18 protein-coding genes and 1 tRNA gene are annotated in these 17,063 nt (G+C 41.5%); 10 read left to right on the top strand and 9 right to left on the bottom strand.

Going from position 1 to position 17,063, the window contains the following annotated elements; genetic code table 11:
* The first annotated feature begins 153 nt into the window (after positions 1-153).
* Complete coding sequence (locus DEO27_RS31850; RefSeq protein WP_262714165.1) at positions 154-276, top strand: hypothetical protein; 123 nt, start codon at positions 154-156, stop codon at positions 274-276.
* 155 nt (positions 277-431) lie between these two features.
* On the opposite strand, the gene DEO27_RS10385 is transcribed toward DEO27_RS31850, so the two are convergent.
* The 6 genes from DEO27_RS10385 to DEO27_RS10360 all read right to left on the bottom strand — a co-directional run bounded on the left by DEO27_RS10385 (position 432) and on the right by DEO27_RS10360 (position 4,179).
* Positions 432-518: transfer RNA gene (locus tag DEO27_RS10385), tRNA-Ser, on the bottom strand.
* A gap of 98 nt (positions 519-616) precedes the next feature.
* Positions 617-1,597 (bottom strand): YihY/virulence factor BrkB family protein, encoded by a 981-nt coding sequence (locus DEO27_RS10380; RefSeq protein ID WP_112566793.1) that lies wholly within the window; start codon positions 1,595-1,597, stop codon positions 617-619.
* 10 nt (positions 1,598-1,607) lie between these two features.
* Positions 1,608-2,015 (bottom strand): acyl-CoA thioesterase, encoded by a 408-nt coding sequence (locus DEO27_RS10375; RefSeq protein WP_112566796.1) that lies wholly within the window; start codon positions 2,013-2,015, stop codon positions 1,608-1,610.
* Positions 2,015-3,067: an endolytic transglycosylase MltG gene (gene mltG, locus DEO27_RS10370; RefSeq protein WP_112566798.1), complete on the bottom strand. Its 1,053-nt coding sequence runs from the start codon at positions 3,065-3,067 to the stop codon at positions 2,015-2,017. The genes DEO27_RS10375 and mltG overlap by 1 nt, the downstream gene beginning before the upstream one ends.
* 31 nt (positions 3,068-3,098) lie before the next feature.
* Complete coding sequence (locus DEO27_RS10365) at positions 3,099-3,407, bottom strand: rhodanese-like domain-containing protein (protein ID WP_112566801.1); 309 nt, start codon at positions 3,405-3,407, stop codon at positions 3,099-3,101.
* Positions 3,385-4,179, bottom strand: coding sequence for a PASTA domain-containing protein (locus DEO27_RS10360; RefSeq protein WP_112566804.1), 795 nt, complete (start codon positions 4,177-4,179; stop codon positions 3,385-3,387). Before DEO27_RS10360 ends, DEO27_RS10365 begins: the two co-directional genes overlap by 23 nt.
* Before the next feature lie 255 nt (positions 4,180-4,434).
* Between DEO27_RS10360 and DEO27_RS10355 the strand changes: the two genes are divergently transcribed.
* The 3 genes from DEO27_RS10355 (at position 4,435) to DEO27_RS10345 (ending at position 7,283) form a co-directional block, all read left to right on the top strand.
* On the top strand, positions 4,435-5,424 hold the full coding sequence (locus DEO27_RS10355) for a D-alanine--D-alanine ligase (protein ID WP_112566806.1): 990 nt from the start codon (positions 4,435-4,437) through the stop codon (positions 5,422-5,424).
* A gap of 114 nt (positions 5,425-5,538) precedes the next feature.
* On the top strand, positions 5,539-6,174 hold the full coding sequence (locus tag DEO27_RS10350; RefSeq protein WP_112566809.1) for an ABC transporter ATP-binding protein: 636 nt from the start codon (positions 5,539-5,541) through the stop codon (positions 6,172-6,174).
* A complete protein-coding gene (locus tag DEO27_RS10345) occupies positions 6,174-7,283 on the top strand; it encodes a hypothetical protein (RefSeq protein WP_112566812.1) in 1,110 nt (369 codons plus the stop codon). The genes DEO27_RS10350 and DEO27_RS10345 overlap by 1 nt, the downstream gene beginning before the upstream one ends.
* Positions 7,284-7,286: 3 nt before the next feature.
* On the opposite strand, the gene prmC is transcribed toward DEO27_RS10345, so the two are convergent.
* On the bottom strand, positions 7,287-8,150 hold the full coding sequence (gene prmC, locus DEO27_RS10340) for a peptide chain release factor N(5)-glutamine methyltransferase (RefSeq protein WP_112566815.1): 864 nt from the start codon (positions 8,148-8,150) through the stop codon (positions 7,287-7,289).
* Positions 8,151-8,183: 33 nt separating this feature from the next.
* Here prmC and ribD point away from each other — a divergent pair, with 33 nt between their 5' ends.
* The 5 genes from ribD (at position 8,184) to bioB (ending at position 13,349) form a co-directional block, all read left to right on the top strand.
* Entirely contained in the window at positions 8,184-9,239 is a 1,056-nt protein-coding gene (gene ribD, locus DEO27_RS10335) for a bifunctional diaminohydroxyphosphoribosylaminopyrimidine deaminase/5-amino-6-(5-phosphoribosylamino)uracil reductase RibD (RefSeq protein WP_112566818.1), read from the top strand.
* Positions 9,240-10,118, top strand: coding sequence for an EamA family transporter (locus DEO27_RS10330; protein ID WP_112566821.1), 879 nt, complete (start codon positions 9,240-9,242; stop codon positions 10,116-10,118).
* Positions 10,119-10,127: 9 nt separating this feature from the next.
* On the top strand, positions 10,128-10,742 hold the full coding sequence (locus DEO27_RS10325) for an IMPACT family protein (RefSeq protein ID WP_112566825.1): 615 nt from the start codon (positions 10,128-10,130) through the stop codon (positions 10,740-10,742).
* 92 nt (positions 10,743-10,834) lie between these two features.
* Positions 10,835-12,190, top strand: coding sequence for a magnesium transporter (gene mgtE / locus DEO27_RS10320; RefSeq protein WP_112566828.1), 1,356 nt, complete (start codon positions 10,835-10,837; stop codon positions 12,188-12,190).
* 151 nt (positions 12,191-12,341) lie between these two features.
* Positions 12,342-13,349, top strand: a complete 1,008-nt coding sequence (bioB, locus tag DEO27_RS10315) for a biotin synthase BioB (protein WP_112566831.1) — start codon at positions 12,342-12,344, stop codon at positions 13,347-13,349.
* Between the two features lie 65 nt (positions 13,350-13,414).
* On the opposite strand, the gene DEO27_RS10310 is transcribed toward bioB, so the two are convergent.
* The gene (locus DEO27_RS10310) at positions 13,415-14,188 is read right to left on the bottom strand and encodes a hypothetical protein (protein ID WP_112566834.1); all 774 of its coding nucleotides are present in this window, start codon (positions 14,186-14,188) and stop codon (positions 13,415-13,417) included.
* Positions 14,189-14,330: 142 nt separating this feature from the next.
* The gene (locus DEO27_RS10305) at positions 14,331-14,822 is read right to left on the bottom strand and encodes a YajQ family cyclic di-GMP-binding protein (RefSeq protein ID WP_112566837.1); all 492 of its coding nucleotides are present in this window, start codon (positions 14,820-14,822) and stop codon (positions 14,331-14,333) included.
* A gap of 193 nt (positions 14,823-15,015) precedes the next feature.
* Between DEO27_RS10305 and ppk1 the strand changes: the two genes are divergently transcribed.
* Positions 15,016-17,061, top strand: coding sequence for a polyphosphate kinase 1 (gene ppk1, locus DEO27_RS10300; RefSeq protein ID WP_112566840.1), 2,046 nt, complete (start codon positions 15,016-15,018; stop codon positions 17,059-17,061).
* The last annotated feature ends 2 nt before the right edge of the window (positions 17,062-17,063 follow it).

The raw sequence follows: 17,063 nt of genomic DNA, 5'->3' as shown, positions 1-17,063 counted from the left end.
CTCTTGTTATTGGATACCACGTCGATATCCCCCTGCTTCAAGGCGACTTTCACTGTAGCGACTATTTGCTTGTTATTTAACCTGGTACGCTACCGACCAAAAGGTTGCCAATCTTGACGGTGGCGTTTTGATCCCTACCAATAATCTTGTATAATGCCAGCGCAGGGGCGAATTGCAAGCCTCCCAAAATTACCGGGGTACATGGTGCTTACCACCGGTATCGACATCCGGTACGAAACCATGACCAATAACTTAACCAGCGCCATTCTATTTTGAACATGATGTTCAAACGTGGTCCCACATTGCAAAATGATGGATGTAGAATATCCTTGCTAACCCCTCAAGTCGGTCATAGTTACAATGATCATCAACGAAAAAAGGTCGCTCTTTTCAGAACAACCTTTGTCGGATTTTGATATAATCTCATTCAGCGGAGAGTTAGGGATTCGAACCCCAGGAACCTTTCACAGTTCAACAGTTTTCAAGACTGCCGCAATCGACCACTCTGCCAACTCTCCGGCGACAAAAGTACAAATCTGAACCGAATTGCCAAATTTGAATTGCACTTTTTTTGATTTAGTTAAATAATCTATATAAATTACTGATTAACAGAAAGTTAATTTTTAATCTGAGTGACTTTTTTCGTCCGAAAAGTATTAAAACGAGGTTTTACGATGCGAATTGTACGCTTGGAAAGCTCCACGGACGCGTTTAATTCGAATCCGATGATCAAAATTAATGAGTTTATATACATCCAGATCATCACTACGATAAGTGTTCCTATCGATCCATAAACTTTATTATATGACGAGAAATTATTGATGTAGTACGAGAAGCCGAGGGAAGTTAAAACCGCCAACGCTGTAGCCAATATAGAACCGGGGTTTACGAAGTTCCACTTCTTTTTGTGTGCAGGCGCATAACGGTACAAGCAACCTATAGTAACAAAAATAATCACCACGATAATCACCCATCTAAACAGCATCACGGGATATACCCAGAAGTGATTTTCGGAGGCCACGTGAGATTGAATAAACTTAATAATAGATTGTCCCAATATGAGGATAGAAATTGCCAGTAGTAATGCAAAACTTATAGCAACAGTAATACCGGTGGCTACTAAACGGCGTCGGAGCCAGGTCCGCTTATCTTCAATTAACGAAGATTTGTTAAACGCCTTCATCAAGTTGATAACCCCGTTGGTTGCAAAATACAGGGTAGACAGGAAACCGAATGAAAGCAATTTGCCGTTTTGATTGCTCACGATATCAAAAAGGGTTTCCCTGAAGGCCATATAAGCGTTTGTAGGCATTACAGAGGCCAGAACCATCATCAGGTTACCCCTGAAATGCTTAATGGGCACGTAGGGTATAAGCGTAAACAAAAAGATGGTGGCCGGAAAAATGGCCAGCATAAAACTATAAGCCAACGCGTAAGCGCGGTTAATGAGCGAATTATTGGTAATCTCCTTAACAAAGAAATCAATAACAGTATAAAGCGGCAACGGCCTGAAACCGGGGATGATTACAGATTTTGTCCACTCGATGATGTACCTGTAGAACCTAAACCGGAGTAAAAAGCGGTGCAGCCATTTCATTTACCCAAATTTACTTAAAAAAGGGCATTAATCTATCTGTAAAATCTTGCGGCGGCAAACACGGGCGATTGGTTTTCATGTTGATGAATACCAGCAGTGTTTCACCGGTATTAATGAGCTCGCCTTTCGGGTTTGAAAGCTCATACCTGAAATGAATACGAATGCCCGGCAATTTATCCATGATTACCCTGATGCTGATCTCCTCGTCGTACAAAGCAGGTTTCAGGTATTTGCAGTTCAGTTCAAGTACGGGCATCATAATGCCCGACTCTTCCATACCCTTGTAGGTAAGCCCAAGACTCCGGAGCATTTCTACACGGCCAACTTCATAAAACTCGGCATAATTACCGTAGTACATATAACCCATCTGATCGGTTTCGCCATAACGCACCCGTATTTTGGTGGTGTGCTCAAACATTACCTAAGGATGTTACGTTCGTTAAGGGCTTGTTGAAATTTATGCGCGTTAACCAAATGGTCGGCCACATTGGTAGCAAAGGCATGGTAACCCGAAAAATCAGCTTTGGCGCACATATAAATGTAATCGTTCTTTTGATAGTTGAGCACTGCCTTTACAGCATTAACTGATGGCATCATGATAGGCCCCGGAGGTAAACCTTTATGGAGATAAGTATTGTATGGCGAATTGTATGAAAGGTAACGGGTGAGTACACGTTTTATAGTAAAATCGTTCATCGCGAAGATCACTGTAGGATCAGCGTCCAGTGTCATACCTCTTTTTAAACGGTTAAGATATAAACCCGCTACGGCAGGCATTTCATCATCATGCAGCGCCTCGGCATCAACTATTGAGGCCAGGATAGATACTTCCTGCGGAGTCAGATTTATAGCAGTCGCTTTCTGCTTCCGTTCAGCAGTCCAAAAGGCTTCGTAATGATCATACATCCTTTTAAAGAATTTCTCCGGACTTGTGTTCCAGTACATCTGGTACGAATCGGGCATGATCACGGTATACACGTTATCAGTAGTAAAGCCATATTTACTTACAAAACTTGCCGAATCAAGCAGGCGGATAATTGCCATTGAATCGGGTTCTATCTTTTTGGAAATAAAACCGGCAAATTGCTCCTTAAGCCTTAAACCATGAAATTCAACCTTAACAGGCTCCTGAGTACCCGATGCCAGCATATTGATAAGTTTACGGTTACCCAAACCTTCATGCAAACGGTATTTACCCGGCTTTACACGGGTAGTATAATTCATATTACGGGCTGCCCAGGCAAATGATGCCGTGTCTTTAACAATACCCTCATCCTGGATAGTTTTAAATACATCGTTAAAAGTAGCGCCGGTGTGGATATATAAATATTCCTGCTTGCCGGTAACGTTAGGGCCAAAGTACTTAAGATAGTAATTAAAACCTGTAAAACCCAAAAGCACTACGATAACGACTACCAGTGCTATGATAAATTTTTTGAGCATGCCTGATCCTTGTTTTTTCGCGGTCATGATATTGAATAGATAGTGTGTTTTCTTGTATTTATTTTAGTTTTTGAACAGCTATTAATCCGCCGCTTAAATTGCGCACATTACTATAGCCATGCTGTTCTAATATAGCTTGTGCTGTCTCGCTTCTTAAACCAACTTTGCAGATAACGATTATCTCATCGGTTTTGTTGTAGCTTAAACTGTTAAGTGCGCTTTCCAGTTTTGGCAAAGGGATGTTGTTACCTCCTATATTATAAGTGAGATATTCAATAACCTCGCGCACATCAATCAGGTTAAGGTTTTCACCTTTATTTAAGCGCTCAATCAGTTCTGTTGCTTTAATTTGCCGGTGGGGCTGCATCTGTTTTTGTACCTTGTGAAACAGTAAGGTTAATACGTGTACCAATACTTGTTTTGCTCAACGAATCGGTTTTCATTGGGTATTGCGATACAACTACTACGTTGGTCGAGTCGGTAATAGTACCCTGATAAGTAATGATACCTACGGTTAATCCGGCGCCTTTAATAGCAAAACGCGCGGCATCAAGGTCAAGGTTTACCAATTCCGGAATTTCCACTTCGCTTGCGCCTTCGCCATCACCCAAAACGAGGTCAATTCTTGAGCCTTTTGGAATTTTGGTGCCCGGTTTTATAACCTGGCCGCCAAAACGCACTTCAAGGATCCTGTCGCGGGCAATATCCGAGCGGTAAGTAGTATCACCAACTTTTAATCCGTAGTTTGATATCGTGGCGATAGCTTCGCGGTAATTGCTTTGTTCAAGATCAGGCAGTGCTACATTTGGTGCCTGTAGGGTAACCATAGTAAGGTAAATCACACGGTTTTCCTTAACGTTGGTTCCCGGGTCGGGATCCTGCTCAACAATAGTACCGGGGGCTACATCCTGTACATAAACAGAATCTATTTTATAGCCAAATCCCTGCTCTTTTAATATGTCCATAGCCTTATCAATGGTAAGGCCCTTAAGCTTTGGTACGGGTATGCCCGAACCATGGCGGGTATAATAACCAAGACTAAAAAATGCTATTAAAACAACAGCTATCACCGTAACAATAGCCATTAATAAGTTATTCCGGAATGATTTTGATTTTAAGTAAGCCCCAAATTTGCTCATCAGTATATGTAAGGATAAACCTTTTAATTAAGTATCAAACATAGGAATTATTTTGGACATGGGTATCAGGATGTCGGATTTCGGATGTTCGATTTCGGAATTAAAAATTTCAGTATTTTAGAAATTTAGAACTCAAAATTTGAACTTTGGTGTTACTTGCAATGATATTTATTCTAAATTCGGCATCGAAAACAGGTCGCCCTTAACGGCTGCCGATGATAAATCCGAAATCGAACATTCGAAATCCAAAATAGTATGAGTGTAAAAAATATAGCCCTTTTGGCCGGAGGTTTTACCGGCGAATATGAAGTATCCCTTAACAGTGCAAAAAACATTGCCGCTAACCTGGCGTCAAATAGTAACTATAAAGTTTATACCATATTAGTTACCCGCGACAGGTGGTTTTTTGAAGCCAATGACACTACGGTTGATGTAGACAAGAATGACTTCACCATCACCCTTAACCAGGAAAAGATAAAGTTTGATTTCGCTTTCATCACTATTCACGGTACTCCCGGCGAGGATGGTAAGCTACAGGGCTATTTTGATATGCTTGGCATTCCATATAATACCTGCGATGCTACTACATCGGCCATTACCATGAACAAGGCTTATACAAAAGCTATTGTAAATGGCATTCATGGCTTACACACCGCCCATTCTATGCGTTTATTTGAGCGCGATGTACATGATGTTGCCACTATTGCCGCCAATTTGAAATTTCCGCTATTTGTTAAGCCAAACAATGGTGGCAGCAGCGTGGGTATGAGCAAAGTACAAAACATTGCAGGCTTACCCGAGGCATTGAACAGGGCATTTCAGGAAGATGCACAGGTACTGGTTGAAGAATTTATAAAAGGCCGCGAGTTTAGCATTGGCATAGCCCGTTTGCACGGCAAAATAAAAGTTTTGCCTGCTACCGAGATCATTACTTCAAAAGATTTTTTTGATTACGAGGCAAAGTATACCTCGGGCGTAACCCAGGAGATAACCCCTGCAGATCTGTCCCCAGAAAAAGTTCAGGAAATTGCCGGTATAGTTACCGAGGTATACACAAGGCTTAACTGCCGAGGCATGGCGAGGATTGATTTTATTTTGCTGGAAGGCAGTAACGATTTTTATTTCATCGAGATTAACACAACACCTGGCCAATCGGCTGCCAGCTTGATCCCGCAACAAGTTCGGGCTGCCGGCATGGACGTTGGCGAGTTTTATAGCGCGCTGATTGAAGGAGCAGCCTTGTAATTTTGGAATTGGGATTTTCGATTTCGGATTTATTTAGAATTCAAATTAAAGAAGACGCTTTTGATGCGTCTTTTTTAATGTAACAACGTATTCATTTTTTTATCAAAACCCACGATGCTGCAATTTCAAAACTTTAAAAAATCATACGGCAATTATCCTGCCTTAAAAGTTGAGGACCTTAGGCTTGAAGCCGGTATTTATTGGATAAAGGGAGTCAATGGATCGGGTAAAAGCACCTTGCTGAAATCAATTGCAGGTATACTGGCATTTGATGGTGATATTTTGCTTGCCGACCATATCAGCATTAAAAAGCAGCCGGTACCTTACCGTAAACTTGTGAATTTTGCCGAAGCCGAACCAGTGTTTCCCGATTTTTTAACCGGCACAGAAATGATAGCCCTGTTTGCTGATGCTAAAGATGCACCGACAGGCCAGCAAGATCACTATATTAAAAGTATGGGTATGCAAAGTTTTGTTGATCGGCCGGTTGGTACCTACAGCAGCGGCATGATGAAAAAAATATCGCTGTTATTGGCCTTTTTGGGTAAACCGAAGCTGATCCTGCTTGATGAACCTTTAATCACCATTGACACAGCTTCATTAGCCATACTAAACAATTGGATACGGGAAAAACATGAACAGGAGGGAACCAGCTTTCTACTATCCTCACATCAAATATTGGAAGACGGTTCACTGCCAGTATCCGGTGAACTTTTAGTTGAGGATCAAACCCTAAAGTTTATCAGTTAATGAAGCCACTAACCAACATATTGTTAAAAATATTTGCCGGTGGCTTTTTCCGTGTACATGCGGGGATCCTGCTGTTTGTGTTCCTGGCGATGGTTGGTGTGGTGCCACCTCAATACCTGATAGGTTATCACAAAACATTAATGCTGGCTATGGATAGCAGTTCGGCAGTAATGGCAATTGTATTTGTAATCTGGCTTATCTACGCCATCAAAAGCTGGCATTATGTATCCGGGCAGATCTTTGCCGCCGAGCAACACTTCTTGTTTTACAGCAGTAACTCATTAAGTAAACAAAAGCAATTAAAAAGTTGGTTTTGGGCACAGGCGGCGATACTGTCACCAATAATAGTTTATGCATTCATAACAATTGGTGTTGGTTTTGCCAACCATTATTATGTGTTGCCCGTTTGTATTTTCTTATACCTTTTGATACTTAGCTATTTGAGCGCGGTTATTTATGTAAAACAGATCAATAGGCTGATTGACGGCAATAATCAATCGCTATTGTTGAAGCTAAGCAGCAAATGGCATAAACCTTATTTCAGCCTGTACATTTATCACCTGTTTGATAAACGCAAGGTTCCTTATCTGATCACCAAAGGGCTTTCCTGGCTTATCATTACCGGAGTGTTTTATGTATTTGCCGATGTAAAAACTGATGTACGGGTTGCCGGTATAGCCATACTCGCTGTTGTGACCGCGCATATCGTTTTAATATTTGAGGAAAGAAAGTTTGAGGAAAACGCACTTAGCTTCTCCCGTAATTTGCCTTACAGCAGGAAAAGGCGATTCCTGAACTTCATTGGTGTCTATTTTGTTCTGCTACTCCCCGAAAGCATCTGGCTCTTTAGCAGATTTAACCCGTTGATGGCCATAGAGCTATTGTTTTTAGCTTTAAGCGTTGCAATGCTTTTCCATGGCCTGCTTTATTGGTTCGGGCTAAATATGGATAAATACCTGCAATGGATCCTGGGGTTATTTATTGTACTGTTTTGGATTATCATGTTTAAGCTGCTATGGATACTTGTACCGCTAAATATCGCAATAGCTTACTGGCTATTTTATCATAACTATTATAGGTTTGAGGGAGTGGTAAGCGATAAGCTTTAACTCTTAAAGTTCAGCTTTTACCATCCTGTCCCTGCCGCTCATGTCCTTTCTTAATTCGATATTTTTAAATCCTTTATCAGCTAATAAAGCTACTGTTTCGTCGCCCAGGTTTTCATTGATCTCAAAATAAAGCAAACCCTCAGCCATTAAATTACTCAAAGTAAAATCGGCGATAGCCCGATAAAATAGCAGCGGGTCATGCTCGGGGACAAACAACGCGGTATGCGGCTCAAAATCCGTAACGTTAGTATGCATCTGCTTTTTATCCTCAAGCGTAACGTAGGGGGGATTACTTACGATGATATTAAACTTCGGAAACACATTTTCAGGCTTGATATTCAAAATATCGGCATGAATAAAATTAACCTCAACCTCATTTAACTGAGCATTTCCCTTAGCTGTTTGCAAGGCTCCCTCAGATATATCTATCGCTGATACGTCAACATTCGATAAATTCTTTTTCAGGCTAACTGCGATACAACCACTACCTGTACCTATATCCAGAATAGAAAACCCTTCACCTTTAGCCTTTAGCCTTTCACCTGAAATTATCCATTCCACCAGTTCCTCAGTTTCCGGGCGGGGGATCAACACGAAAGAGTTTACCCTAAAAGGTAAACCATAAAACTCGGTGATACCCAAAATGTATTGAACCGGCTTTCCTGTTTTTAGTTCTGTAAGGATGTTCTTGATTTGATCAGCCTGTTCTGTAGTTAGTTCCCTTTCAGGAAAAGCTTTGATGGATGCCCTTGACAAGCCGGTAACTTCTGCAATAACCAACAGCGTAAGGGCTTCTATTTCGTTAATATCGTAAATACCGTTTATCTGTAGCCTGTAAACTTCAAAAACATCCTTAATCGTAATCATGCAACAAAGTAACATAAAAGCTACTTTTGCACCATGCTTGAACATGAAAAATATATGCGCCGCTGTTTGGAGCTTGCCGAATCAGGAGCCGGCTATGTTAGTCCTAACCCTATGGTTGGCGCAGTTGTGGTTCACGATGGTCAAATAATAGGAGAGGGCTACCACCAAAAATACGGTCAGGCCCATGCCGAGGTTAACGCCATTGCGCAGGTTACCCAAAAGTTTGATAACCATGCCGAATTGCTCAAAAACTCCACTATATATGTTTCGTTAGAACCCTGCGCGCACTATGGCAAAACACCGCCCTGCGCCGATTTGATCATTAAGCATCAAATCCCTAAGGTAGTAGTGGGCTGCCGCGACCCTTTTGCCCAGGTTGACGGTAAAGGCATCGAAAAATTACAGGCTGTAGGTATCGAAGTGATAACCGGTGTGCTTGAACAGGAATGCCAATGGCTTAACCGCCGTTTTTTTACCAAAGTGCAAAAACACAGACCTTATATCATATTAAAATGGGCGCAAACCCAGGATGGATTTTTTGCCCCGGACGACGGTAGCCAATTTTGGATCACCGGCCCTGAATCGAAAAAACTGGTACACAAATGGCGCAGCGAAGAAGATGCCATTCTGATAGGCAAAAACACTGCACTGAGCGATAACCCACAGTTAAATGTGCGTTATTGGGATGGCCCATCGCCGAAACGTGTGGTAATTGACCGCCGGCTTGAGCTAAATAAAGGGTTGAATATATTTGACCAATCTGCCGAAACATTGATCTTTAACGAGGTGAAATTTGATTTGGACGGCAAAAACAGGTACATAGCACTTGAAGATTTTGAACGCTTTGTGCCTCAATACATTTTGTACCAGTTATACCTTCAGGATATTCAATCCGTTATTATTGAAGGCGGCGCCCGTACGCTTGAGTCATTTATTGAAGCCGGTTTGTGGGATGAAGCCAGGATATTTACCGGCGATAAAGTTTTAGGAAAAGGTATAAAAGCCCCACAAATAACCGGTATACTTGCGGACGAATATCCTGTAGGCGCCGATCGCCTGCAATTGTTATACAATAAGCCAGTTATATAAATGCTGTTCGTTTTTTTAAGTATTTGCTGTAGTGTTATCGTTTCTATTTTGCTAAAACTGGCAAAACGTTACCATGTAGATGTTTACCAGGCCATCACCTGGAATTATTCAATGGCTATTTTGCTTACCTGGTTCTTTTTTAAGCCTCAGTTAAGTATCATTCAAAACGCCCCTGTTTATAACTATCTTGCTCTGGGCATCTTATTCCCGTCGATATTTGTTATCATGGCTACATCGGTACGCAAAGCCGGTATAGTACGTACAGATGTGGCGCAGCGCCTGTCACTCTTTATTCCTATCCTTGCAGCGTTTGTTTTATTTGGCGAGGCCACAGGCACTGTAAAGGCAATAGGTATTGTACTGGCGTTCATTGCTATTATCTGCTCTGTTCCCTGGCAAAAATCAGCCGGTAACAAAGTTGAAAAAGGTTCGTGGATTTACCTGCTGATCGTTTTCCTGGGCTTTGGAGTTATTGATGTATTACTAAAACAACTTACCAAGGTTAGCAATGTGCCTTTCACTACGGCCATATTTGTGATCTTCATTATAGCCTTTGTGTTAACCTTTATAGGGCTGCTTTACCGGGTATCTATTAAAAAAACAAAGTTCTCCCTGCCTCAAATTATTATTGGCTGGATCTTGGGGATAGCAAACTTTGGCAATATCCTGTTTTATTTAAAAGCCCACCAGGCTTTGGCCAATAGTCCGTCGGCAGTGTTTTCGTCGGTGAACATCGGTGTTATTTTGGTAGGTACGTTGATTGGCATCTTTGTATTTAAAGAGAAGTTGAGCCTGCTTAACAAGATCGGTATCCTTGTGGCTGTGCTGGCTATTGTTATTATTTATTTCCCGCAGACATTGGGTTTTCTGCACCTGTAATATTTCTGAATGCTTTTTGACGATACTTATAAAACTATAGAAAATCCTGCCGAAGGCATTTTTCGAGACCGTGGCAGCAAGTTCCTGGCCTATGCATATCCTATCAATTCTGAAAATGATATCAAGGCCATCGTTACCCAGTTAAAATCGGAGCACCCAAAAGCCAATCACAATTGCTGGGCAATGCGTTTAACTATCGATCGCTCTGTATTCAGGGTTAATGACGATGGAGAGCCGTCGGGTACAGCGGGCCGGCCAATTTTAAACACCCTGCTGTCAAAAGATCTTACCAATATCCTGGTGGTGGTTGTCCGTTACTTTGGAGGCACCTTATTAGGCGTTCCCGGTTTAATTAATGCTTACAAAGTAGCTACTGAAGAAGCGTTAAATCAAGCTGTAATTATTTCAAAAACTGTAAATGACGTGTACACGGTATCATTTGATTACCTGCAAATGAACGATGTGATGCGGATCATCAAAGAAGAAAACCTGATAATACTTGGTCAGGTTTTTGATAATGACTGTAGCATTCAGCTTTCTATCCGTAAAACACAGGTTGAACAAGCCCTTTTTAAAATAAGCAAGGTAAGCGGGACAAAGGTCAAGTACGATCATAGCATCTAACAGTTGTACCCTTTTATTTTACCACTTTGGGCACTGTTTTTGTGCCGATTTAATTCCTTAATTGTGGTGTAATTGTTTTAATTTAGTCGGGTATGCAATCTTTTGACTTAGATAAAACCGACCTGCTCCGCATTAAAACAGCGCTCGAAGCCGATGATGCTGAGTTAGAGAATGTTCTGAAGGAATATCACGCCTCGGAGATTGCTATACTATTTGAAAAACTTCAGCAGGAGGAAAAAGAAAGGATCATCAATATCCTTCCGGCCGACGTTGCTTCGGAAGTTTTATCCGAGATGGACGAGGAGCATGGCCCGGCCGAGCTATTGGTAAACCTCGACCCGGAGAAACGTACCGAAATAGTTGAAGAACTTGACTACGATGATGCCACCGACATCATTTCCCAGCTTGATGAAGAAGACCAACAGGAGATCTTAGAAGATCTTGACCATGAAGATGCCAGCAGCATCCGCGCGTTGATGACCTACGCTGAGGATACCGCAGGTGGTTTGATGAACTCCGAGATCATCAAGGTAAACATCAACATGGATAAGAAGGATGCCCTTGATGAGATCATCCGTCAATCTGAAGAGATGGAGGAGTTTTATACCATCTGCGTGGTCGACAATAATGATATCCTAAAAGGGATCCTTTCTATTAAAACTGTCATCAAAGCCCGCGCCGATGCCCGCATCAGCGATCTCGTAACTACCGATTTTGTTTACGTAAAAGCGGAGCTTGACCAGGAGGAAGTGGCCCGCTTGATCAAGCAGTATAACCTTACCAGTATCCCGGTGGTTGACGACGACATGAAATTGCTCGGTCGTGTTACGGTAGATGATATCATCGACGTAATGGAGGAAGAGAACACTGAGGACATTCTGAAAATCTCCGGTGTATCCGAAGATGAGGAACTAAGTGGTAACTGGGTAGAAGCGGTAAAAAGCCGTTTGCCATGGTTGGTGATCAACCTCGGTACGGCATTCCTGGCCGCATCCATTATCCGTACTTTTGATGATACTGTTGCCAAACTTTCTATCATCTCGGCTTATATGACCATTATTGCAGGTATGGGCGGCAATGCTGCTACACAGGCCCTGGCGGTAACGGTAAGACGTATTTCATTAAGTGACCTTTCGGATAAACAGGCTTATAATACCGTATTAAAAGAGTTTTTGGTAGGTATGATCAATGGCGCCGCTAATGGCATTATCGTTTTTATAGTAGCCTTCTTTTACGATGCCAACCCTATGCTTGGCCTGGTGTTATTTTTGGCCATGACCGGCAACCTGATTATAGCAGGCTTAACAGGGGCTTCTATTCCGCTGATATTAAAAAGGGTAGGGATTGACCCGGCGGTAGCATCGTCTATAATTATCACCACTTTTACAGATTGTATTGGCTTTTTGCTGCCCCTGTATCTTGCCACCAAGTTGCTGCTAAAGAATTAAAGCCGGGTAGCCTTAAATATTTAAAACCTTGTTATATAGTTAGTTTCTTTTCGGGAACTATCAAAAGTTCTATATTTATAAATAATCTTTGAATATTTGCGTGTTTACAATAACTTAATAACATTGTTGGGACGAATTTAATCTGAAACTGATGACAGAAGTTAGACATAACTGGACTAAAGAAGAAATAGCTGAAATATATCACACGCCGTTGCTGGATCTTGTGTACAAGGCAGCCACAATCCACCGTGAAAATAAGGATTATGCCGAAGTGCAGATCAGCTCGTTGATCTCTATCAAAACAGGCGGTTGCTCTGAGGATTGTGCTTATTGCCCGCAGGCTGCACGTTACAATACAGGTGTAAACGTGCATGCCATGATGCCTAAAGATGAAGTAATTGCCGCTGCCGAAAAGGCAAAAGCAGGTGGTGCATCACGCTTATGTATGGGTGCCGCATGGCGCGAAGTACGTGATAACCGCGATTTTGATAAGGTTATCGACATGGTAAAAGCGGTTAATGAATTGGATATGGAAGTTTGCTGTACCCTGGGTATGCTTACCGAAGGCCAGGCACAACGTTTGGCCGATGCCGGTTTATACGCCTACAACCATAACCTTGATACTTCTGAAGAAGACTATAAACGTATCATTACCACCCGTACATACGACGAGCGTCTTAAAACGCTTGAACACGTGCGCAAAGCAAAAATTACCGTATGCAGTGGTGGTATCATCGGTTTAGGCGAAACTGTAGAAGACCGTGTGTCTATGCTGAAAACCTTATCAAATTTGCCTAAACACCCGGAATCAGTGCCAATTAATGCCCTGGTACCTGTAGCAGGAACTCCGCTGGCCGATCAGCCTCGTGTGTCTGTTTGGGATATGGTACGTATGGTTGCTACTACCCGTATTATCATGCCTAAAACAGTAGTGCGTTTATCTGCAGGCCGTACCGAAATGAGCACTGTTGAGCAAGCATTTTGCTTTATGGCAGGCGCCAACTCTATTTTCGCAGGAGAGAAATTACTTACCACACCAAATCCGTCATTTGACACCGATATGGCTATGTTTGAATTGCTTGGTTTATCGCCGCGTAAAGCATTTAAAAACGGCCGCCCTAACGAAGTTAAAAAAGAAGAGGTCGAAGTTGCAGGCTAAAACTGTATAAGTATAAAATATAAAAGCGACTGTCTTTGGTAAGACAGTCGCTTTTGTTTAGGGTATTATTTCCGACTGAAATTAGTACTGATATCCCCAACTATTCCTTTCAATTCTCCTTTGTTATCAGCCTTATCAAACCTGTCAAAATATACAAATCTTGTATTACCGATAGATTTTAGCTTGCCTGAATTTTCGGATAAGTCAAAACGATCATACCAGGTGATATAGACACCGCCAATAGATTTCAGTTTGCCGATATTATCCGGGCCATCCAGGCGGGTGTAATAGGTAAACAACGTATTGCCTATTGATTTTACCTTACCAATGGCTGGGAACTCATCAAATTGGTCATATAAAGTAACAGGAAGACCATCTATTGATTTCAGTTTTCCAAATTTATCAGCCGGATCAAACCTGTCATACCATTTAATGCTTACATTGCCCACGCTCTTGATTTTGCCCTGGTTATCCATATCAAACCTGTCGTAATACGTAAACCGGGTTTGTCCTATAGATTTTATCTTTCCCTGGTTATCCATATCGAACCTGTCATAATAGGTGATTCGTGTATTGCCAATGGATTTTAGTCTGCCAATATTATCAAACCCATCATATTGTGTAAGATATTCTAAGTGACTATCGCCTGAAGATATCGGTATAATACCTTTAATCAGCAGATAAAGAACAATTTCGTCATTAGTTATATCTGTCCTTTTTATGTATTTAGTTCGGGAAGAAGCTTCAACCTGGAGATTGTCGCCCGCGTTGATCTGGGCTTTGCAAAGTGTACTCAAGCTTAAAAACAAAGTCAGCGTCAGAAAAGGTTTAGATAGCATATTAAGATTTGGTTGAAATAAGCAACGGATACCCGCTGCTTTTGTATGATGTTAAACCATGACAATGGTTTAATTGAAAAACTGAATAAATAAAAAAGACGCGTTTTCGGCGCGTCTTTCTAAATATTGTAAGCAATCTTAATTAATCGCGCATGTTAATGTATTGTAAAGGCTGACCAAAATCGTCGGCACGGCAAAGGCTAATAACCGCTTGGAGGTCATCAATTTTTTTGCCTTGCACGCGAACCTGGTCGTCCATGATAGAAGCCTGTACTTTGAGGCCGCTGTCTTTTATCTTTTTTACAATCTTTTTGGCAGCTTCCTTGTCAATACCTTCTTTGATTTTAATCTCCTTGCGGATCATGTTGCCTGATGCGTATTGTTCTTTGCCAAAATCCAGGGCTTTAGGGTCAAGATGTTGTTTAACCATACGGCTTATAATGCTGTCTTGTATGGCTTTAAGGCGCATATCGTTTTCGGTAACAATAGTTACTTCGTTGGTCTTTTTATCTAAATCGATAGTGCTTTTTGAATCGTTAAAATCATAACGATTAAGGATTTCTTTCTTGGCGGTATTTATCGCGTTATCAAGCGTTTGACCGTCTATTTTGCTAACTATATCAAATGTAGGCATACGTGGTATATTGGTGGTAAATGTTTTGCAAAACTAATATATTGTTAACACAGATCGCAATTTCGCAACAAATTGTTTAATTTCTGCAATAAATAATGGTGAACGAAAACAGGTTAATTCCTCATGAGTTAATATTAAGTTAACAAATAAATAAGCAGATTTGTAACATCTGGCTGTAAAGCAAGAAATTCTTATGGATAAACAGGCTCCCTTAATTAACAGAGAAATAAGTTGGTTATATTTTAACGATAGGGTTTTGCAGGAAGCTGCCGACCCGACAGTCCCGCTGATTGACAGGATCCGTTTTTTAGCCATATTTTCATCTAATCTCGATGAATTTTACCGTGTAAGGGTAGCCACATTAAGCCGTTTAGCAGCCCTTAACGAAAAGTCGAAAGAGATATTAGGTTACAACCCCAAAAAGGTACTTAACCAGATCAAGAACATCGTAGTAAGGCAGGAGCGTAAGTTTAATAACCTTTACGAAAATATTATTGTTAAGCAACTGGCCGAAGAGAAGATCTTCATCCTGAACGACAAGCAACTTAACGTAACCCGTGGTACCTTCGTAAAAAATTACTTCAGGGAGAAACTGTTGGCAACATTGGTGCCTATCATGCTTAATGATACCCTGCCGCTCCCTGAACTTAGGGACAGGGCAGTTTACTTTTTTGTAAAGCTTACCACAAATAAAAAAACACGGTTTGCGCTTATTGAATTTCCGGATAACCTTTCGCGCTTTGTTAAATTGCCCGATACCAATAACCTGAAGTTCATTATTCTGCTTGATGATATTATCAGGTACAGCCTGGAGGATATCTTTTTCATTTTTGAACACGATAGCATCGAGGCATATTCCATCCAGCTTACCCGCGACGCGGAACTTGACCTGGATAAGGAAGTGAGTGAAAAGTTTGTGGACTCCTTAGCCAAAAGCCTTCAGAAACGTAAAAAGGGCAAACCGATGCGCCTGCTGTATGATTCAGACATGCCTATGGACATGCTGAAGTACCTGGTGAATAAAATGGGATTACATGGCGAAAGCCTTATTCCGGGCAACAGGTATCATAATTTCAAAAACTTTATTTCGTTTCCCAACGTGGGCGGGCCGGAGTTGGAGTACAGTAAGTATATACCTCTGCCGGTTTCAGACCTCTCGTTCGGCAAAAGCCTAATCGACCTTATTGCCAAGAAAGATTATTTGGTTAGCACTCCTTATCAGTCGTACGACTATGTGATCCACTTTTTACGTGAGGCCGCTATCGACCCAAAAGTAAAAGAGATTAATATTTCCGTATATCGCTTAGCCGAAAATTCACGGGTAATTCACGCGTTGATCAACGCGGCCAAAAATGGAAAAAAAGTAAACTGTTTGGTGGAGTTGCGCGCCCGTTTTGATGAGCAAAACAATATCCACTGGAGTAACAGACTGGAAGAAGAGGGCGTAACTGTACTTTATGGTGTTCCCGGCTATAAAGTGCATTCAAAAATTTGTTTGGTGAGCCGTACCGAAAAAGGCAAACTGGCTTATTATGCCTGTCTTTCAACCGGAAACTTTAACGAAAAAACCGCCCAGATCTACGCAGATCATACCTTGCTTACAGCAAACAAAAAAATTACCGACGATCTGGTAAATGTTTTCAAAGCAATTAACCGCGGCCAGTTAGCTAAAGGCCTAAAAAGCCTTATCGTATCGCCCATCGATTCAAGGCCTGCTATTTACCGGTTGATTGACAACGAGATTAAAAATGCTAAAGCAGGCAAACAGGCATACATGATCCTGAAAATGAACAGCCTTGCCGACGAGGATATGATCAACAAACTTTACCAGGCCAGCAACGCCGGTGTAAAGATCAAGATGATCATCAGGGGCATGTGCTGTTTAATAGCCGGGGTAAAAGGCTACAGCGAAAATATTGAAGTGATCAGTATTGTAGATAAGTACCTTGAGCATGCACGTGTACATATTTATTGCAACGGGGGCAAGGAGCTGATCTATCTTACCTCGGCCGATTTTATGTCCCGCAATATTGATAACCGTGTTGAGGTTGGCTTCCCCATATATGACGAAAAGTTACAAAAGGAGATAAGGGACATTATTGATATCCAACTTTCTGATAATACGAAAGCCCGTGAGATCAATAGCCAGAACACCAACAAGTACCACAAAACAAATTCGCCCGAAAGCCACAGGGCTCAAATTGAAATATATAATTATCTAAAAAATAAAACCAAATAACA

Source organism: Mucilaginibacter rubeus, from assembly GCF_003286415.2.
Classification (GTDB): domain Bacteria; phylum Bacteroidota; class Bacteroidia; order Sphingobacteriales; family Sphingobacteriaceae; genus Mucilaginibacter; species Mucilaginibacter rubeus_A.
This window is presented reverse-complemented; position numbering and strand designations above follow the sequence as displayed.